Consider the following 19,192-nt stretch of genomic DNA (forward strand, 5'->3'; position numbering starts at 1 on the left):
TCGATCTCGATCTTGCCGTCCATGTACCATTCGACGAATTTCGGCACATCGGTGCGGCCCTTGGCGCCGCCAAACGCCGTGCCTTTCCAGACCCGGCCGGTCACCAGCTGGAACGGACGGGTCGAGATCTCGGCCCCCGAAGGTGCCACGCCGATCACGACGGAAACGCCCCAGCCGCGGTGGCTGCATTCGAGCGCATCGCGCATCACCTTGACGTTGCCGGTGGCATCAAAGCTGTAATCCACGCCGCCGATCTGATCGGCGCCACGCTTGGTCAGGTTGACGATCTCCTCGACCACGGTGCCCTCGATCTTCGTCGGGTTGATGAAATGGGTCAGGCCGAATTTGCGGGCCATTTCCTCTTTGTCATCGTTGAGATCGACGCCGATGATCATGTCGGCCCCGGCCATGCGCAACCCCTGGATCACGTTCAGCCCGATGCCACCGAGACCGAAGACGGCCGCCGTCGCGCCGATCTCGACACCGGCGGTGTTGATCACCGCGCCGATGCCGGTGGTCACGCCGCAACCGATGTAGCAGATCTTGTCGAACGGCGCGTCCTCGCGGACTTTCGCCAGGGCAATCTCCGGCATCACCGTGTGGTTGGCGAAGGTCGAGCAGCCCATGTAATGGTAGATCGGCGTGCCATCGAGCATCGAGAACCGCGTGGTGCCATCGGGCATCAGGCCCTGGCCCTGGGTGTTGCGAATGGCGGTGCAGAGGTTGGTCTTGCCCGACAGGCAGGACGGGCATTCGCGGCACTCGGGCGTATAGAGCGGGATCACGTGATCGCCGGGTTTCAGCGTGGTCACGCCTTCGCCCACCTCGAGCACCACACCGGCGCCCTCATGGCCGAGGATACAGGGAAAGATCCCCTCCGGATCGGCGCCAGAGCGGGTGAATTCGTCGGTGTGACACAGCCCGGTGGCCTTCACCTCGATCAGAACTTCGCCCTTCTTCGGACCTTCGAGCTCGACTTCCATAATCTCGAGCGGCTTCCCGGCCTCAAGGGCAACGGCGGCTTTGGTTCTCATGGGCTCTTTCCTTCCAGTTGGGGCCCTCGCCCCGTTGTGTGTTGACGCATGGTAACGTCCTGACGCTGCGTTAGGCCACAAAAAGACGAAGGGCCGCTGATTTGTCCAGCGGCCCTCCTGATAGATTTTAAAAAGGTGCCTGTGCGATCAGGCCTTGAAATGCAGCGGGATCACACGCTGGAACAGGCCGGAATCTTTCAACGCCTTGACCGTTTCCGGTTTGATCGGCGTGTCGAGGAAGGTCATCGCGATCGCGTCGCCACCGGCCTTGGCGCGGCCGAGGGTGAAGTTGGCGATGTTCTCGTCATGCTCGGCCAGAAGCGTGCCGAGTTTGCCGATGATGCCGGGCGTATCCTGGTTGGTGGTGTAGAGCATGTGCTCACCCACTTCGGAATCGATGGTGATCCCTTTGATCTGGATGAAGCGCGGCTTGCCATCGGAGAAGACCGTGCCGGCGATGGTGCGGTATTTCTCGACGGTCTGGATATCGAGCTTGATGTACCCCTCGAAGGTGCCGGAAGCATCCTGGGTGGTTTTCGAGATCTGGATGCCGCGCTCCTTGGCGATCAGCGGGGCCGAGACCATGTTCACATCCGGGTTCACCGCCTGCATGATGCCGGCGACCACGGCGGCTTCCAGCGCCTTGAGGTTCATTTCGGACGCGACACCATCATAGGTGATGTTGATGGTCTCGATGGCTTCCTCGGTGACCTGCCCGATGAAGGAGCCGAGGCTTTCGGCCAGTTTCACCCAGGGGCCCATGACCTTGGCTTCTTCGGCGGTCATCGAGGGCATGTTGAGCGCATTTTCGACGGCGCCGTCCAAGAGGTAGTTGGACATCTGCTCCGCCACTTGCAGCGCCACGTTTTCCTGGGCTTCCGTGGTGGAGGCGCCGAGGTGCGGGGTGCAGACCACGTTCGGAAGGCCGAACAACACGTTCTCGGTGGCGGGCTCTTCTGCAAACACGTCGAAAGCGGCGCCGGCGACATGACCGGATTTCAACAGCTCGGCCAGAGCCACCTCATCGACCAGACCACCACGGGCACAGTTGATGATGCGCACGCCTTTCTTGGTCTTCTCGAGATTTTCTTTCGAGAGGATGTTGCGGGTGCTGTCGGTCAGCGGCACATGCAGCGTGATGAAATCGGCGCGTTTCAGAAGCTCGTCGAGCTCGACTTTCTCGACGCCCATCTCGGCGGCGCGTTCTTCCGAGAGGAAGGGATCATAGGCGATCACTTTCATCTTGAGACCCAGCGCACGGTTGCAGACGATACCACCGATGTTGCCGGCGCCGATGACGCCGAGCGTCTTGGCGGTCAGCTCGGTGCCCATGAATTTCGACTTTTCCCATTTGCCGGCATGGGTCGAGGCGGAGGCTTCCGGGATCTGACGGGCCACGGCGAACATCATCGCGATGGCGTGTTCGGCGGTGGTGATCATGTTGCCGAACGGCGTGTTCATCACGATCACGCCTTTCTTCGAGGCGGCTTCCTTGTCGACGTTGTCGGTGCCGATGCCGGCACGGCCGACGACTTTCAGATTGTCGGCATGCTCGAGAAGCGACGGGGTCACCTTGGTGGCGGAGCGGATCGCCAGACCGTCATATTTGCCGATCACCTCGGCGAGTTTTTCTTTGTCTTTGCCGAGTTCCGGCATGAAATCGACGTCGATGCCGCGATCGCGAAAGATCTGAACGGCGGTTTCCGAGAGTTTGTCGGAGACGAGAACTTTGGGGGCCATGTTGGGCACTCCTCAGGAATATGTTGGGATTGGGGGCCGGGCGGGGCCGCCCGGCGCTTTGATCCTATGGGGTCCGGCAAATGTCCGACGAAAGTCCGACGCTTTGCCGACCGTCACAATCAGCTCTTACTGATCGGCGATGCACTCTTCGAAGGCCCATTTGAGCCAGAGCGTCAGGGCTTCGATATCCGAGGATTCGACCGTCGCACCGCACCAGACGCGCAGGCCCGCGGGGGCATCACGATAGGCGCCGATGTCATAGGCGGCGTTGTAATCTTCGAGTTTCTTGGCCACGGCCTTGGCAAAGGCGGCGCCGTCTTTGATGCGTGCGTCGGTGAACTTCAGGCAGACCGAGGTGTTGGAGCGCGTTGCCTCGTCTTCGGCGAGATTGGCGATCCAGTCGTTGCGGTCGCAGAAGTCCCAGAGCACTTTCGCATTCGTGGTGGAACGCGCGATAAGGCCTTGAAGACCTCCGACTTTTTTCGCCCAATCGAGAGCCACGAGGTAATCCTCGACGGCGAGCATGGACGGCGTGTTGATCGTCGCGCCGGTGAAGATGCCGTCGATCAGCTTGCCGCCTTTGGTCAGGCGGAAGATTTTCGGCAGCGGCCAGGCCGGGGTGTAGCTTTCGAGACGTTCGACAGCGCGCGGCGAGAGGATCAGCATGCCATGGGCCGCTTCGCCGCCCATCACCTTCTGCCAGGAGAAGGTGGTGACATCGAGCTTGTCCCAGGGCAGATCCATCGCGAAAGCGGCCGAGGTCGCATCACAGATGGTCAGACCTTCACGGTCGGCCGGGATCGCATCGCCATTCGGCACGCGCACCCCCGAGGTGGTGCCGTTCCAGGTGAAGACCACATCGGTGTTGAAGTCCACATCGGCGAAATCGACGATCTGGCCGTAGTCGGCGGTTTTCACCTCGGCGTCGATCTTGAGCTGTTTCACCACGTCGGTGACCCAGCCCGCGCCAAAGCTTTCCCAGGCACACATGGTGGCCTTGCGTTCGCCCAGAAGCGACCAGAGCGCCATTTCGACGGCGCCGGTGTCGGAGGCGGGGACGATGCCGATCTTGTAATCGGCCGGGATGCCCAGGATCTCGCGGGTGGTTTCGATTGCGGCTTTCAGCTTGTCCTTGCCAACTTTGGCACGGTGCGAACGGCCCAGGGGCGCGTCAGCCAGCATATCGAGAGAATAATTGGGGATTTTGGCGCAGGGGCCAGAAGAGAAACGCGGATTCGCGGGGCGCGACTGCGGGTGCTTGGTAGCCATATATGCTATCCTTCCAGATAAATGCCTCTCGTTGGGGAGAGGTGTCCCGCGGATCGAATTAGGCGGTTTCTCGACGTTCGGCAACTGAAATTCGCGTCTTCGCGTCGTATTTTTATCCGACATATGTCGCAGATGATCTGGATTGTTTCCGATCGGAAATTCTGCGTCCGCGCGTGGCGGTGTGCATGGTGGTGCGCATAGAGGCGTGAAAATCGCGCGCTGAAGATTGCACAAACAGTGGCTGGAACTGGCCTGTTCTATTGCGTAGACAGGCGCCAAACGGAGGCCTTCATGTACAGCTGCATTCTTTTGACAAACCCCGCCGCGCCGGCGCTCAACCTGACCACTGCGGACGCGCTGCGCTCGGCCTGGGGCGGAGGCGATCTGAAATGGCTGGCGCTGGGCGAGGCCGCGGAATTCACGGTCGAAAGCGTGCCGTCGAATCAATGGGATGTCTGGCAGGGCCTTCAGACCCAAGGGATCGATTTGATTGTGACGCCCGCCGAAGGCCGGCAGAAGAAGATGCTCCTGGCCGATATGGACTCGACGATGATTCAACAGGAATGCATCGACGAGCTGGCGGATGTCGCCGGCGTCGGCGAGCGGGTCAAGGAGATCACTGCCAAGGCGATGAATGGCGAGCTGGATTTCGAAGGCGCGCTGACCGAGCGGGTCGGGCTTTTGAAGGACCTGCCGGAAAGCGTTATCCAACAGGTCATCGACGAACGGATCAGTTTCATGCCCGGTGGCAAGGCGCTTTTGGCGACGATGAAAGACGCGGGCGCCTATTGCGCGCTGGTCTCCGGCGGTTTCACCGCTTTCACCGGGTTTGTGGCCGAGGCGTTGGGGTTCGACGAGAATCGCGCCAACAGGCTTCTGGTCGAGGATGGCAAGCTCGTGGGCAAGCCCGGTCTGCCGATTCTCGGTCGTGAGGCGAAGGTGCGGGCGCTCGAAGAGATCACCGCACGGCTGGGTCTCGCCCATGACGAGGTGATCGCGGTCGGGGACGGTGCCAATGATCTCGGCATGTTGAAACTGGCGGGCTTCGGCGTGGCATTGCACGCAAAACCCTCGGTCGCCGCCGAATGCGAGATTCGCATCAACCATGGCGATCTCTCCGCGCTGCTTTACGTGCAGGGCTACGCCAAATCCGAGTTCGCGGGTGTTTGAAGTCTCATTTGACCTGTTGATGATCCTGGTCGGCGCGGCTTTCGTCGCCGGGTTTGTCGATTCGATCGCCGGCGGTGGCGGGCTGATCACCATTCCGGTGCTGCTCTTGTCGGGCATCCCGCCGGTGCAGGCGCTGGCGACGAATAAGGTACAAGGCCTGTTCGGCGCGGGGACGGCGGCGCTGAACTATGCGCGCGCCGGGCATGTCGATCTGCGCAAACAGATCGGTGCGGCGGGGCTGTCGTTCCTCGGCGCCGTCTGTGGCGCGCTTTTGGCGAGTTCGCTGCCCATCGATGTGATCCGTCTCGGCCTGCCGGTGTTGCTGATCGCGGTGGCGCTGTTCTTTGCCTTCCGGCCCGGTCTCAACGATATCGACCGCAGCGCAAGGATCACGCCGCTGATCTTTACGGCGACCTTCGTGCCCTTCATCGGGTTTTACGACGGCTTGCTTGGCCCCGGCACCGGTGCGTTTTTCATGCTCGGGTTCGTCAGCCTCGCGGGCTACGGCATCCTCAAGGCCACGGCGCATACCAAGCTGTTGAATTTTGCCTCCAACATCGGCGGCGTGGTCGGTTTCGTGCTGGTCGCGAAACCCCTGTGGATGCTCGGCCTCGCCATGGGCGTGGCGCAGATCGCCGGGGCTTATGTCGGCTCGACACTGGCCACCAAGGTGGGCGCCAAGCTGATCAAACCGGTTCTGGTGATCGCCTCGACCGCGCTGGCGCTCAAACTGATTTCTGAATGGTTTTGAGCCGGATTGAAGCCCGTATGGGGCTGATGCCGGCGGCCGGTGATCGCACAGGGGGCGGGTTGGTTTGCGGCCCTTTCACGTTTCAGCGAATTTCTGCCAAGGGCCTTTCCCAATTCGGCGGAATTACGTTACTGTGCCCGCAGTTGATGTAATTCGGCCTGACCCTGTTTCCAAACCGCAGCTATAGACAGCGGACGAATGGGTCACGAGGGCCAGAGACCGGTCGGAATGGCCGCAAATGAGAGGCAGCGAGAGAACATGAGCTTTTCCGTGAAACAGACCCTGCTTGCCGCAGCGGCGGTGATCGTCACCGGTCCCGCACTGGCACAGGAAAGCACCAATCAGGTCGGCTCCAACACCGATTGGTACGTCTATGAAGAGAGCGAGCCGGCGAAGTCCTGCTGGGCCGTGTCGATCCCGAAAGAGACGCTCAACACCGACAGCGCCGGGCGCCCGAAATCGGTGACGCGTTCCGAGATCATGCTGTTCGTGACCTATGCGCCGGGCAATGGCGTCAATGGTCAGGTGTCCTTCCTCGGCGGCTATCCGTTTGCCCCCGGCTCCGGTGTGACGATGGAGATCGGCGGCACCGAGTTCACGTTGTTCACCAATGCCGATCTGCCGACCAAGGAAGAGAAGGAAACCGCCTGGGCCGTGACCGCCGAGGATGATGCCAAGATCATCGCGGCGATGAAACGCGGCGCCTCGGCGACGCTGACCGGGCGCTCCGCGCGCGGCACGATCACCAAGGACACATTCTCGCTTCTGGGCTTTACCGCCTCCGTGGAAGATGCGGCCAAGCGCTGCGCCCAGTAACGGCCTTCGCGGCGTTCGAGACCCGATGAATCGAGGCCCCGCTTTGGCGGGGTCTTTGCATATCCGGCCAAATCCCTTCCATAACGCTCGAGAATCCGTTATGAGCGCCGCTTAATCACCATATTGAAGAGACCCGCCATGGACCCCAGCGCACCGATTACGCAGGATGTGATGACTTTTCCGCGCAAGGAAACGCCCACCGACAAGATCAATCTTGTCGGGCTGACCCGTGATGCGCTGCGTCAGGTCCTGATCGAAAATGGCACGCCGGAGAAACAGGCGAAAATGCGCGCGGGCCAGATCTGGCAATGGATCTACCAATGGGGCGTGCGCGATTTCGCCGAGATGACCAACCTCGCCAAGGCCTACCGTGCCGAACTTGCCGAAAAGTTCGAGGTGCGCGTGCCCGAGGTGGTCTCGAAACAGGTCTCCGAGGACGGCACTCGCAAATATCTCGTGCGGATCAATGGCGGTCACGAGGTCGAGGTGGTCTATATCCCGGAGGAAGGCCGCGGTACGCTCTGCGTCTCTTCGCAGGTCGGTTGTACGCTGACCTGTTCCTTCTGCCACACCGGCACGCAGAAGCTTGTGCGCAACCTCACCGCTGCCGAGATTGTCGGTCAGGTGATGATGGCGCGGGACGATCTCGATGAATGGCCGGAAAAAGGCGCGGCCAATGATGGCGGGCGCCTGCTGTCCAACATTGTTCTGATGGGCATGGGTGAACCCCTGTACAATTTCGAAAACGTCCGCGACGCGATGAAGATCGTCATGGATGGTGAAGGTATCGCGCTGGGCCGCCGCCGGATCACGCTTTCGACCTCGGGGGTGGTGCCGGAGATCCACCGCACCGCGCAGGAGATCGGCTGTCTGCTGGCCGTGTCCTTCCACGCGACCACCGACGAGACCCGCGACGTGCTGGTGCCGATCAACAAGAAGTGGAATATCGAGAAGCTTCTGGAGGCCCTGAGCGAATATCCCAAGGCCACCAATTCGGAGCGGATCACCTTTGAATATGTCATGCTCAAGGGCATCAATGACACGGATGAGGATGCGCGTCGTCTCGTGCAACTCCTCAAGGACTACCAGATTCCGGCAAAGATCAACCTGATCCCGTTCAACGAATGGCCCGGCTCGCCCTATGAGCGCAGTTCGAACAACCGGATCCGTGCCTTTGCCACGATCCTGATGCAGGCAGGCTATGCCTCACCGATCCGCACGCCGCGGGGCGAGGATATCATGGCCGCCTGTGGCCAGCTCAAATCCGCCACCGAGCGTGCGCGCAAGTCGCGCAAACAGATCGAGGCGGACGCCGGGCTCTGAGCCCCGTGTTCAATCGAAATGACGAAGGGCCGGTCGAGGACAGACCGGCCCTTTTTGTTGCGCGGGATGTGCGCGGGTCTCAGCGCAGCCAACCTTCGGTTTTCATCAGCTCTTGCGCCTCATCGGTGACCAGAAAGGCCAGGAACGCCGCGGCTTCCGCATCGGCCAGCGGCGACAGGGCGACGTTGACATCGCGCCAGACGGTGCGTTCGGGCGCCAGATCGATCTGCTCGAGATCATCCTTGGTGGCGGGCCAGTTCGGCCAGGTGATCCAGGCATCGGCATCCTGTTCGCCAAAGGCGCGGTAGCTGGCGCCGGAGCCCTTGGCGAAAGCGGTGATATTCTTGCGGAACGCGGTCACATCCCCCAGATTGCCGAGACGTCCCGCGACATCTTCCCAGGCACCGGTGCCCGAGGTGTTATAGACCCCCGCGCCTTCGGTCACGACGATTTTCATGCCGGGGGCCAGAAGATCGTCAAAGCCCTTGATGCCTTTCGGATTGCCCTGTTTGACGGCGATGATGGTCGGGCGGATGTAGATCGGCTCGACCTGATCGGAGGAAAAAGTCTTATAGGTCTCGAGAAAGGCGGTCATCGACTGTTCCGAGGTGCCCCAGAGAATGTCGGCATCGGCCTGGGCCATCGGCGACCATTTGCTTTCCGGACCGGCGATGATTTCGATCTTGTTGCCGGTTTTTTCCATCCAGACATCGGCGACCTTCTGAAACGCGGTGTGTGGCCCGCCGGCACCGTAAAGCTTCACCACGCCATCCTGCGGGGCATGTATGATCGCCGGGTCGTAGAGGCTCGAGCTCTGGGCGAAGAGAGGGGCCGCCGAGGCGAGCAAAGCGGCGGTGAGGAGTGTCATACGCATGGGGGTCTCCATTTTGCAAAATCGCGCGATCTGCGCAGGGGAGATACATCGGCAGCGGTCCGGTTATTCCCTGAAGCGGGGTCACATGGCCGTGAGACTGCCGTTCGCGTGGTGCGGGGGGCGGAAGGTTGGGGATCGATAACGCGGCTTTAACCGTGCTCAGGGCATGGTTGTGGGCATGGTTTCGGGTGATGTTTCAAAGGATGTAACGATGGAAAAGCTGACGATTCTTTTGCCGGAGAGCACGGTAGACATGCTGCATCTTCTGGCGCGTGACAGCGGCCAGACGCTTGGCAAGATCATTCAGGACATGGCGTTGGATCGCTATATGCAGGACCGGGTGGTGCGTGCGCATATGACGATCGAGGGCCATGCAGAACCTGCTTCGCCACAGGCTCCGGGACAAGCGTCGCGCTGATCTGCGCGAAATCTTGCGTCGCAACCCACTGTTGCAAAAATTTTGTATGACTCATCCGCCGCGGGCGGGTATCAGGATTATGTGAACATGACGGAGGTGCACGATGGATCATCACAGGGATAACCCACGCCAAGGCTAAGGCCCGGTCCCTGTGACGGCTGGCCGATGGCCCGCCATTCATCTTTTGCACCAATTTTTTTGCCCGGAGGGCATTCCGCATGTTCCGTTTTTTCGAAAATCTCGTCGATCCCTTTACCTCGCATCGCAACACCACCCCGCCGGGCAGCTATTTCGGCTTCATGCGGGAACAGCTCCGGCCCTTTGCGCGTGTCCTGCCCTGGCTGGCGGCCAGCGGTGTTCTGGTTGCCATCATTGAGATCGGATTGATCTTTTACGGCGGTCGGTTGATCGACCTGATGACCGCCACCGGGCCGGAGGCCTTTATCGGGCGGTATGGGCTCGAGCTCATGGGCGTGGCCCTAGTGGTCCTGCTGTTGCGCCCAGCAGCCGTGCTCCTGCAGCATCTTCTGCTGGAGCAGACACTGGCCGGCAATATGCAAGAACAGGTCCGTTGGCGCGCGCATCACTGGCTTCTGGGCCAGTCCTCGACCTTCTTTCAGAATGATTTTGCCGGGCGTCTGTCGAACCGGGTGATGCAACTCGGCGGTGCGACCGAGGACAGCGTCTATATGTTCTTCGAGGCGATCGTCTATGCCGTGGCCTATGTCGCGGCGGCGGTGGTGATGCTCTCCGATCTCGATCCACGCCTGGCCATTCCGCTCTTGCTCTGGGCCTTTGCCTACGGGCTCTATGTCCGGTCACTGGCGCGCCGGGTTGGCGCCGCCTCGGAAAAGCATTCCGATGCCCGGTCGCGCACCGCGGGCCGGATCGTCGATGCCTATGCCAATGTCGAATCGGTGAAACTCTTTGCCCATGGCGGGCGCGAGGCACAATTTGCCCTGTCGTCGCTGAAACGGCTCCGGCTCAATTTTCAACGCTTCCTGCGGCTGATGACCGAGCTGTCCTTTGGCCTCAACCTGCTCAATGGTATCATGATGGTGATGCTGATCGGGCCTGCGATCTGGCTCTGGCTGCACGACGACATGACCGTGGGGGCGATTGCCGTGGCGCTGACGCTGGTCAACCGTTTGAGCGGCATGTCCGGCTGGATTTCCTGGATCGTCATTCGCCTGTTCGAGCAATCCGGTGTGATCCGCGAGGGTCTGCGTTCGATCTCGGTCGCGCATTCGGTGGTGGATGCGCCAGAGGCGCCGGCGCTTGGCCTGACAAAGGGGGAGATCCGGATCGAGGATCTGAGCCACCATTATGGCAAGGGCACCGGTGGTTTGGATCATGTCAGCCTGACCATCCCGGCGGGGCAGAAGATTGGTCTGGTGGGGCGTTCGGGCGCCGGCAAGTCGAGCTTCGTCAATCTGCTGTTGCGGATGCGCGACGCCGAAGCGGGGCGCATCCTGATCGACGGCCAGAATGTCAGTGACGTGACACAGGACAGCCTGCGTCAGGCCATCGGCATGGTGACCCAGGACAGTTCGCTCATGCACCGTTCGGTGCGGGCCAATCTGCTCTACGGGCGTCCCGAGGCCAGCGAAGAGATGATGATCGCCGCTGCCAAACGGGCCGAGGCGCATAAGTTCATCATGGGATTGCAGGACCGCGAGGGCCGCACCGGCTATGACGCCTATGTCGGCGAACGCGGGGTAAAACTCTCGGGCGGGCAACGCCAGAGGATCGCCATCGCGCGGGTCATTCTGAAAGATGCGCCGATCCTGATTCTCGACGAGGCGACCTCGGCTCTGGACAGTGAGGTGGAGGCGGCCATTCAGGATACGCTTTACGGTGTGATGGAGGGCAAGACGGTGATCGCCATCGCTCACCGCCTGTCCACGATTGCCCGGATGGACCGGATCGTGGTGCTCGATCATGGCCGTGTGGTCGAGAACGGCTCGCATGAGGCGCTGGTCGCCAAAGGCGGGCTTTATGCCGATCTTTGGGCGCGCCAGTCCGGCGGCTTTCTGGCCAAGGATTGATGAATCCGGGGCGTGTTCAGCGCCCCGGGATATTCGCCCGGCGTTCTTCCTGTGCGGTCCAACTGTCGATCGCCGCCACCGCCTCTTCCGCGGTTTCGACGAATTTGAACAGATCGAGATCGTCGCGTGAAATCGTTCCGGCGTCGGCCAGCGCCTCCCAATTGATGATCTTTTCCCAGAAACTCTTGCCGAACAGCAGGAAAGGCACCTGATTCATCCGCCCGGTCTGGATCAGCGTCAGGCTCTCGAACATTTCGTCCAGCGTGCCGAAGCCGCCGGGGAACACGACGATGGCCTTGGCGCGCATCAGGAAATGCATCTTGCGCACGGCGAAATAGTGGAAGTTGAAACAGAGTTCCGGGGTGACATATTCATTCGGCGCCTGCTCATGCGGCAGCACGATATTGAGCCCCATGGAAAGCCCGCCGGCGTCCTTTGCGCCACGGTTGCCAGCTTCCATCACGCCGGGACCGCCGCCGGTGACGATGACGTTTTCCTTGTGACCGTTGTTCTTGGCGCGTTCGGTCATGATCCGGGCAAAGTCGCGCGCCTCGTCATAAAAACTCGACAGCTCGGCCAGCGTCTCGGTCTTGGCGGTGTGCCTTTGGTCGGGGGCCGGGATGCGGGCGCCGCCGAACATGACGATGGTGCTTTCGACCCCGAATTCCTCCATCATGATCTCAGGTTTCAGCAGTTCCAATTGCAGCCGCACCGGGCGCAGTTGATCGCGCAGCATGAATTCGGGATCGTTGAAGGCCAGCGGATAGGAGGGCGAGCGGGTCTGTGGCGTGTCGGGGATCTGGCGCGCCGTGTCCTGATCGATACGGCTGTCGCGCAACGGATGGCGACGGGTGATGTGCGGTTGCTCGGTCATTGTCTTTGCCTCTTAGGTCGTTTTGTCTCGTCCCCTGTGCGCGCTCATCGATTGCGCGACGGGTTCGGAGCGACTATAGCCTGCGGGAACGAAACTTCCACGACGACCTCGGAGACCCTCATGTCGAATGCACAGCTCGAAGCCGCCATTGAAGCCGCGTGGGACGCGCGCGATACCATCACCCCCTCCACGGGTGGCGAGACCCGCGAAGCCATCGAGGATACGCTCAATGCGCTCGACAGTGGCAAGCTGCGGGTGGCCGAGAAACTCGATAGCGGTGATTGGCATGTGAACCAGTGGGCCAAGAAGGCCGTGCTTCTGGGGTTCCGCATCAAAGATATGGAAATGCATGACAACGGTCCGCAAGGCGGCAGCTGGTGGGACAAGGTCGACAGCAAGTTCAAGGGCTGGGGTGACAATGCCTGGCAGGCCGCCGGCTTCCGTGCCGTGCCCAATGCGGTGGTGCGCAAATCCGCCTATATCGCCCCGGGCGTGGTGCTGATGCCGTCTTTCGTGAACCTCGGCGCTTACGTCGATGAGGGCACCATGGTCGACACATGGGCCACCGTCGGCTCCTGTGCCCAGATCGGCAAGAACGTCCACCTCTCCGGCGGTGTCGGCATCGGCGGCGTGCTGGAACCGATGCAGGCCGGCCCGACCATCATCGAGGACAACTGTTTCATCGGTGCGCGCTCCGAAGTCGTCGAGGGCTGTATCGTCCGCGAAGGCTCCGTGCTCGGCATGGGCGTGTTCATCGGCAAATCCACCAAGATCGTCGATCGCGAGACCGGCGAAGTGATGTATGGCGAAGTGCCGCCCTATTCGGTGGTCGTCGCCGGCTCCATGCCGTCGAAGAACAACGTCAGCCTCTATTGCGCGGTGATCGTGAAACGCGTCGATGCGCAGACCCGTTCCAAAACCGGCATCAACGAGTTGCTTCGCGACTGATCGTGCTTACATCAAGACCATGAGGCGGGCGCGCAGAGGGCAACCTTTGCGCGCCCGCTCGTTTTGGTGATGTCGCAGAGAGGAGAGATTTATGGGACTTGGGCTGATCGCTTCGATCATTGTTGGTGGCTTCGCGGGCTGGATCGCCAGCCGTTTGATGGAGGCCAGAACCGGGCTGTTCGCGAACATCCTTTTGGGCATCATCGGGGCTTTTGTCCTGAACCTGATCCTCTCCACGCTCGGGATCTATGCCCAGAACAGCTGGCTGCCGCAGCTGGTGGTCGGGGTCTTTGGCGCGATCCTATTGATCTGGGTGGGACGCCGCTTTCGTTGAGCCGGGTTCGAGACTGAAAATGTCCGTCGCGAGCCGTCTGGCCTCGACCGAGGAGAGATGTGCCAGAGCGCGTTTTTCGCACCCATCGTGATCCTTGAGCGCAGACAGCCAGAGCCGCCGCGCCGAGCGCGGCGACCAGGGCAGGGCGGCCTGTGACAGCCAGCGCCGCAGAGGGCGGGGCAAGCAGTCGAACTCCCGCATCGGATCGCCCGCGCGCCTGCGGCGCTTCAAACTGCTGCTCAGATTTCTCACGCAGATGCTCGTGTCCATTGCGGGAAGGGATCGGCGAGGCTTTGGGCCAGGTTTGGGTCGAAATGATCCTCTGGTCCGATCAGTGCGGCATCGAGTTTGGCGCGGATCTGTGTCTCATTCATGCCGGAGCCGATGAACACGAGCTCCTGACGCCGGTCACCGAACCCGTCGACCCAGACCTCGGCAATCTGGGCCTGACCTTCCGGATGGGCGGGCCAATAGTGTTCCGGCACGGCGGCCCACCATTGGCCCAGCGGCTTGATCGTGCTGAGCGCGCCGGCCATGGAGAATTCCACCGCCCAATCGGGCCGTGTGGCGAGCCAGAGATGGCCTTTCGCACGGATCACCCCGGGCAGATCGCCATTCAGCACCCGTTCGATCTCGGTCGGATCGAAAGGACGCCGGGCGCGGTAGACAAAGCTGCTGACATCGTATTCATCGGTTTCGGGCACGTGATTGGCAAAGCCATAAAGCTCTTTCGCCCAGAGCGGATGTTCATGCGCGCGGTCAAAGTCGAAGCGGCCGGTGCCGAGAACCTCGTCGCTCGCCACCTCGGAGAAATCGCTTTCGATCACCTTGGCATCGGGGTTGAGCGCGGCGATGATCTTGCGCGCGGCGAGGACCTTCTCCGCTCCGGCGTCGCTCACCTTGTTCAGGATGATGACATCGGCGAATTCGATCTGATCGACCAGCAGGTCGACGATGCGACGCATATCGCCTTCGCCCGCCACCTCGCCACGGTCCTCCAAGAAATCATGGCTGGAATAGTCATTCAGCATATTGGCGGCATCGACCACGGTGACCATGGTGTCGAGTCGAGCGACGTCGTCGAGACTTTCGCCGGCCTCATCCCGAAACGCGAATGTGGCGGCGACCGGCAGCGGTTCGGCAATGCCGGTGGATTCGATCAAGAGATAGTCATACTGACCGGCCTCCGCGAGGCGGCGCACCTCGGTCAAAAGATCGTCGCGGAGCGTGCAGCAAATGCAGCCGTTGCTCATCTCGACTAGTTTTTCCTCGGTACGCGACAGGTCTGCACCAGCCTGACGCACCAGGTCGGCGTCGATATTCACCTCGGACATGTCATTGACGATGACCGCAACCTTGAGCCCGGCGCGGTTGTTCAACAGGCGATTGAGCAGAGTGGTCTTGCCGGAGCCGAGAAAGCCGGAGAGGACGGTGACGGGGAGACGTTCAGCCATGGGGCGATCCTTTATGGAGAGATAGAGTGTGTGAAACAGGGCGAGAGAATAGATATGTAATAACATAACGTCAAGCTGCCTTGCGAGAGCGATGATCTATCGACCGGGCGGGGCAGGCGAGAGCCGGCTTGACTTTCCGGGGCCATCTCCGCAAAGGAGAGTCATGTCTAAATCATCCAAACCCTCCCGCCAAAAAGTCTACACGCTCCTGGTCGAAGTTGGCCGCAAGGAGGGCGACGGCCTGCCGAAAGAGGCGACGGGTGGGGCGCTGATGATTTTTGCTTCCGGCGTCGACGAGGCGGAAGCGGTGCGCGAAACGGTCGCGATCCTGAAACAGGCCGATCTTGCGCCCTTGGATGTCACCGGCTATGGCACGCTCAACGAGCGTGAAGAGATGGGGCATGAGATCGGTGAGGACGAGCGCGCCCTCATGCAACGCGCACTGGACGAAAACTCGGTCGTCGTGGCGCAGATGACGCCGTTTTACGAAGGCGACGACGGCAAGCGGCACTGACGCCTCTCTGGCGCAGCATATCCGTCTCCCCGGGGCTGCACCGGACAGGCTTATTTGGCACCGAACCACTTGCGGTAGATCGTGTCATACGTACCGTCTTCGCGCAGCTTCAACAGGCTGTGGTTGATCTGATCGGCATAGGGCGAGCTGGTCGGAAGTGCGATCCCGTAGTTTTCCGGCAAAAAGATCTGACCGACGAGGCGGGCCTGTTTGCGGCCTTCGTGAGTCACGTAATAGGCGAGGATCGGCGCATCGAAGACGACCGCATCAATCTCACCCTGCTCAAAGGCGTCGATCAGCTCGGCCGGATTGGCATAGGCATCGAACCTGAGATCGCGGCGTTCGAGAAAATCGGCCGCTGTCGAGGCCTGAACCGTGCCGATGGGTTTGCCGTAGAGATCGCTGATCCCGGTCACATTGGACTGGATCGCGTCGATGGTGAGAACCGCGGTGATCCGGGCGACGAAAATCGACACCAGAAACAGCGATGAGATCACCAGAAAGACGCCGAACACCCGGCCGAGAGGGGAGCGGGGCTGACGTTCTTCGAAGCCTCCGTTGACGACCAGGTTGAGGGCCCACCAGAAGGCGGGAAACATCGCCTTTTTGGCCGGCATGGCAAAATAGTCCTGATGGTGCTTTTCGAAATACCACATCAGCATGCCGCCGCCGAACAGCAGTGCGAAGGCCCCGGCGATGGCCAGCAACATGTCCTTCGACATGATCGCCGTCCAGATCGAGACGGAACCGCCATCGGCATGGGTCATGATCTGGAGGCCCGCTTCGAAAATCGGTTGTGAGAAATCCATCACCAATTCACGGTTCGCGGTGATCGAGATATTTGCGACCGCCGCGTCTGCGCTGCCGTCCTCGATCGCGCCGAGCATGTCGGCGAAACTGTCGACCCGGGAAATCGTGTACTCCCAGCCCAGATCTTCCGCCAGCGCCTGCCAGAGCTCCATGGCAAAACCGGTCTGTTCACCGTCGACTTCCATGGAAAACGGCATGCGCGTCACGGTCTTGATCGTCAGGTCCTGCGCCCATACGGAGATCGGACCGAGCCACAGCAAAAGCGCCGCAGCCAAGCGAAACGTGTATATCATGTTATTCCCTCATCTGATCCCGCTATGGCACAACCCGAGCTACGCTTTCAATCTTCGATCCGAGATAAGGTTGAGACAGATGGCAGATAACGCTCAGACAAGAGAACGATTGCCTCATGAGGCATCAAAGTCCCGGCAATGCCTTTTGGCCTTGGGGTTGCTTTGGCGCAGAGAGGCGACAGGCCGGCACAGTGATCGCGGCAAAGCGGCTGTGACCATCAGGTTCCAACCAACGGATTGCTCCCTGCCGGATGGGCAGGTAATGCTGATCCGGTCCTCGCCGTTGATCCCTGCCGAAAAGGAACCCTGAATGACCTGCGATCCTGTCGAACTGACCGCCGCTCTGATTCGTTGTCAAAGCGTAACGCCGCAGGAGGCGGGAGCCTTGTCGCTGCTTGAATCCGTGCTTTCGGAGGCAAATTTCACCTGCGTCCGGGTCGATCGCAATGGCACACCGAACCTGTTTGCGCGCTGGGGCGCAAAGGGGGCGGCGCGCACGCTTGGTTTCAATGGCCATACGGATGTCGTGCCGGTCGGTGATCTGGACGCCTGGACCCGCGATCCGTTTGGCGGGGAGATTTCCGAAGGTATTGTTTGGGGTCGGGGCGCGACCGATATGAAATCCGGTGTCGCGGCCTTTGTCGCCGCCGCTTGCGATTATGCGAACCAAACCGAGCCGACGGATACCGCGATCCTCATCACCATCACCGGTGATGAAGAGGGCGACGCGACCGACGGCACCATCGCGCTGCTCGACTACATGGTCGAGCAAGGCGAGGCGATGAGCGATTGCCTCGTTGGCGAACCCACTTGCCCCGAGACCATGGGCGAGATGATGAAAATCGGCCGCCGCGGATCGATCACAGGCTATTTCACCGCCCGAGGCGTTCAGGGCCATGTCGCCTATCCGCAGCGCACTCATAACCCGGTGCCGGTGCTGGCCCGTTTGATGGCGGAGCTCTCGGAGCATGTGCTCGATCAGGGCACCGAACATTTCGATGCGAGCAATCTGGAAGTGACCACATTCGATGTCGGCAACCCTGCCACCAATGTGGTCCCGGCCCAGGCCGCGGCCACGGTGAATATCCGTTTCAACGATGCCCATAGCGGGGCGTCGCTGAGCGAGTGGATGACGGCCAAGGCGAGAAAGATGACGGAGGAGACCGGGATCGACATCGATGTGCGGTTCCAGATCTCCGGGGAAAGCTTTCTCACCCCGCCGGGGCGGTTTGTCGATCTGGTGGCCGATTCCGTTGAGACCGTAACCGGCCAGCGTCCCGAGCTCTCGACCTCGGGCGGCACCTCGGATGCGCGGTTTATCAAAGACCACTGCCCGGTGGTCGAATTCGGTCTTGTCGGAAAAACCATGCACAAGGTCGATGAACATGTGGGCGTGGCCGATATTGAAATGCTCAAAACCATCTATTCCCGCCTGATTGGAGACTATTTCGCATGAGCGTGACGATTACTGTGACCGAGGATGTCAAAGCCTGTCTCGCCCTGCGGCTCGAGGTCTTCGTCGAAGAACAGAACGTGCCGCTCGAGGAGGAAATCGACGACCTCGACGATGTGGCGACGCATTTTCTGGCGATGGATACGGCGGGGGCCGCGGTCGGCACCGCCCGCATTTACGAACAGGGGGAGATCGGCAAGATCGGCCGGGTTTGTGTCGCGAAATCGCATCGTGGCACCGGGCTCGGGGCGCGTCTGATCGAGGTCTGTTTGCAGGAGTTGCGGCAACGTTCGCATCTCAAACAGGCCAAGCTCGGCGCCCAGACGCATGCGATCGGCTTTTACGAACGCTTCGGCTTTCACGTGATCGGAGACGAGTACATGGACGGCGGCATCCCGCATCAGGACATGGTCCTCACCTTTTGACCGGCGGCCTGAAACCCAGATTGATCGTCATGGTCAAAGAGCCGCGTGCCGGGCGCGTGAAGACGCGACTTGCGCGGGATTTGGGTCTCATTCAGGCAACCCGATGGTATCGGCACGAGGCTCTGAGAACCCTGCGTCGGCTTGCCGACCCGCGCTGGCAGATCGTCCTGGCCGTCACCCCGGATGCCGCCGTTTCCACGAGTCGCTTCTGGCCGGCGGAGCTGCCGCGGATCCCGCAAGGCGGCGGGGATCTCGGGCAACGCATGGCGCGCGCGCTGCGCGCCTGTGCCCCCCATCCGACATGTCTCATCGGGTCCGACATTCCGGGGATCGAAAAACGCCATATTGCGGCGGGTTTCGCTGCTTTGGGCTCGCATTCTGCCTGTCTCGGTCCGGCCACGGATGGGGGGTATTGGCTGATCGGGCTGCGGCATCCGGCGCGCCAACCGAGCGGCTTCTTGCGGAATGTCCGATGGTCCACGCGCTGGGCGCGGCAAGATACGATTGCTTCTGCGAAATCCCTGAATTGGGCCGGATTGGAGACACTGTCTGACATCGACAGCGGTGCGGATTTCAGCGCTTTCTACGTGGATCGGGGGTGCTCCGGGACCCTTGCGGGCGGTGATCGTTCGTAGTCTCGTTCG

General features: G+C 61.1%; 20 protein-coding genes. 12 read left to right on the top strand and 8 right to left on the bottom strand.

Features of this window, described 5'->3' with window-relative positions; translation table 11 throughout:
* The 3 genes from BM151_RS18715 to BM151_RS18725 form a co-directional block, all read right to left on the bottom strand.
* The coding region (locus tag BM151_RS18715; RefSeq protein ID WP_090062447.1) for an S-(hydroxymethyl)glutathione dehydrogenase/class III alcohol dehydrogenase at positions 1-1,034 on the bottom strand (1,034 nt) is incomplete at its 3' end.
* Between the two features lie 147 nt (positions 1,035-1,181).
* Positions 1,182-2,774 carry a phosphoglycerate dehydrogenase gene (gene serA / locus BM151_RS18720; RefSeq protein WP_090062451.1) on the bottom strand — a complete coding sequence of 531 codons (1,593 nt, stop codon included), beginning with the start codon at positions 2,772-2,774 and terminating at the stop codon, positions 1,182-1,184.
* Between the two features lie 126 nt (positions 2,775-2,900).
* The gene (locus tag BM151_RS18725) at positions 2,901-4,043 is read right to left on the bottom strand and encodes a phosphoserine transaminase (protein WP_090062454.1); all 1,143 of its coding nucleotides are present in this window, start codon (positions 4,041-4,043) and stop codon (positions 2,901-2,903) included.
* Positions 4,044-4,334: 291 nt separating this feature from the next.
* Here BM151_RS18725 and serB point away from each other — a divergent pair, with 291 nt between their 5' ends.
* The 4 genes from serB (at position 4,335) to rlmN (ending at position 8,103) form a co-directional block, all read left to right on the top strand.
* A complete protein-coding gene (gene serB / locus BM151_RS18730) occupies positions 4,335-5,213 on the top strand; it encodes a phosphoserine phosphatase SerB (RefSeq protein WP_090062457.1) in 879 nt (292 codons plus the stop codon).
* On the top strand, positions 5,206-5,964 hold the full coding sequence (locus BM151_RS18735) for a TSUP family transporter (protein WP_090062460.1): 759 nt from the start codon (positions 5,206-5,208) through the stop codon (positions 5,962-5,964). The genes serB and BM151_RS18735 overlap by 8 nt, the downstream gene beginning before the upstream one ends.
* 258 nt (positions 5,965-6,222) lie before the next feature.
* On the top strand, positions 6,223-6,780 hold the full coding sequence (locus BM151_RS18740) for an invasion associated locus B family protein (protein WP_090062462.1): 558 nt from the start codon (positions 6,223-6,225) through the stop codon (positions 6,778-6,780).
* A gap of 138 nt (positions 6,781-6,918) precedes the next feature.
* Positions 6,919-8,103: a dual-specificity RNA methyltransferase RlmN gene (rlmN, locus tag BM151_RS18745; RefSeq protein ID WP_090062465.1), complete on the top strand. Its 1,185-nt coding sequence runs from the start codon at positions 6,919-6,921 to the stop codon at positions 8,101-8,103.
* A gap of 79 nt (positions 8,104-8,182) precedes the next feature.
* On the opposite strand, the gene BM151_RS18750 is transcribed toward rlmN, so the two are convergent.
* A complete protein-coding gene (locus BM151_RS18750; RefSeq protein ID WP_090062468.1) occupies positions 8,183-8,977 on the bottom strand; it encodes a substrate-binding domain-containing protein in 795 nt (264 codons plus the stop codon).
* Between the two features lie 211 nt (positions 8,978-9,188).
* On the opposite strand from BM151_RS18750, the gene BM151_RS18755 reads away from it, so the two are divergent.
* Both BM151_RS18755 and BM151_RS18760 read left to right on the top strand, forming a co-directional pair.
* Complete coding sequence (locus BM151_RS18755) at positions 9,189-9,395, top strand: hypothetical protein (protein ID WP_090062471.1); 207 nt, start codon at positions 9,189-9,191, stop codon at positions 9,393-9,395.
* 218 nt (positions 9,396-9,613) lie between these two features.
* Complete coding sequence (locus BM151_RS18760; RefSeq protein WP_090062473.1) at positions 9,614-11,443, top strand: ABC transporter ATP-binding protein; 1,830 nt, start codon at positions 9,614-9,616, stop codon at positions 11,441-11,443.
* Positions 11,444-11,459: 16 nt separating this feature from the next.
* Here the strand turns inward: BM151_RS18760 and BM151_RS18765 are convergent, their stop codons facing one another.
* A complete protein-coding gene (locus BM151_RS18765) occupies positions 11,460-12,317 on the bottom strand; it encodes an LOG family protein (protein WP_090062476.1) in 858 nt (285 codons plus the stop codon).
* Positions 12,318-12,437: 120 nt separating this feature from the next.
* Here BM151_RS18765 and dapD point away from each other — a divergent pair, with 120 nt between their 5' ends.
* The gene (gene dapD, locus BM151_RS18770) at positions 12,438-13,265 is read left to right on the top strand and encodes a 2,3,4,5-tetrahydropyridine-2,6-dicarboxylate N-succinyltransferase (protein ID WP_090062479.1); all 828 of its coding nucleotides are present in this window, start codon (positions 12,438-12,440) and stop codon (positions 13,263-13,265) included.
* Positions 13,266-13,356: 91 nt separating this feature from the next.
* Positions 13,357-13,599, top strand: coding sequence for a GlsB/YeaQ/YmgE family stress response membrane protein (locus tag BM151_RS18775; protein WP_090062481.1), 243 nt, complete (start codon positions 13,357-13,359; stop codon positions 13,597-13,599).
* Here the strand turns inward: BM151_RS18775 and BM151_RS21895 are convergent.
* Positions 13,567-13,869 (bottom strand): DUF6525 family protein, encoded by a 303-nt coding sequence (locus BM151_RS21895; protein ID WP_090062484.1) that lies wholly within the window; start codon positions 13,867-13,869, stop codon positions 13,567-13,569. The genes BM151_RS18775 and BM151_RS21895 overlap by 33 nt on opposite strands.
* Positions 13,848-15,053: a GTP-binding protein gene (locus BM151_RS18785; protein WP_090062486.1), complete on the bottom strand. Its 1,206-nt coding sequence runs from the start codon at positions 15,051-15,053 to the stop codon at positions 13,848-13,850. Before BM151_RS18785 ends, BM151_RS21895 begins: the two co-directional genes overlap by 22 nt.
* A gap of 163 nt (positions 15,054-15,216) precedes the next feature.
* Here BM151_RS18785 and BM151_RS18790 point away from each other — a divergent pair, with 163 nt between their 5' ends.
* Entirely contained in the window at positions 15,217-15,567 is a 351-nt protein-coding gene (locus BM151_RS18790; RefSeq protein WP_090062489.1) for a hypothetical protein, read from the top strand.
* Between the two features lie 50 nt (positions 15,568-15,617).
* On the opposite strand, the gene BM151_RS18795 is transcribed toward BM151_RS18790, so the two are convergent.
* On the bottom strand, positions 15,618-16,670 hold the full coding sequence (locus BM151_RS18795; RefSeq protein ID WP_090062492.1) for a transporter substrate-binding domain-containing protein: 1,053 nt from the start codon (positions 16,668-16,670) through the stop codon (positions 15,618-15,620).
* Between the two features lie 310 nt (positions 16,671-16,980).
* On the opposite strand from BM151_RS18795, the gene dapE reads away from it, so the two are divergent.
* From dapE to BM151_RS18815, 3 genes are read left to right on the top strand one after another with little or no spacing between them, the layout of a single operon-like run.
* The gene (gene dapE, locus BM151_RS18805) at positions 16,981-18,126 is read left to right on the top strand and encodes a succinyl-diaminopimelate desuccinylase (protein WP_090062498.1); all 1,146 of its coding nucleotides are present in this window, start codon (positions 16,981-16,983) and stop codon (positions 18,124-18,126) included.
* A complete protein-coding gene (locus BM151_RS18810) occupies positions 18,123-18,548 on the top strand; it encodes a GNAT family N-acetyltransferase (RefSeq protein ID WP_090062501.1) in 426 nt (141 codons plus the stop codon). The genes dapE and BM151_RS18810 overlap by 4 nt, the downstream gene beginning before the upstream one ends.
* Before the next feature lie 29 nt (positions 18,549-18,577).
* Positions 18,578-19,183, top strand: coding sequence for a TIGR04282 family arsenosugar biosynthesis glycosyltransferase (locus BM151_RS18815; RefSeq protein WP_090062895.1), 606 nt, complete (start codon positions 18,578-18,580; stop codon positions 19,181-19,183).
* The last annotated feature ends 9 nt before the right edge of the window (positions 19,184-19,192 follow it).

The organism is Celeribacter neptunius (assembly GCF_900113955.1).
Taxonomy (GTDB): domain Bacteria; phylum Pseudomonadota; class Alphaproteobacteria; order Rhodobacterales; family Rhodobacteraceae; genus Celeribacter; species Celeribacter neptunius.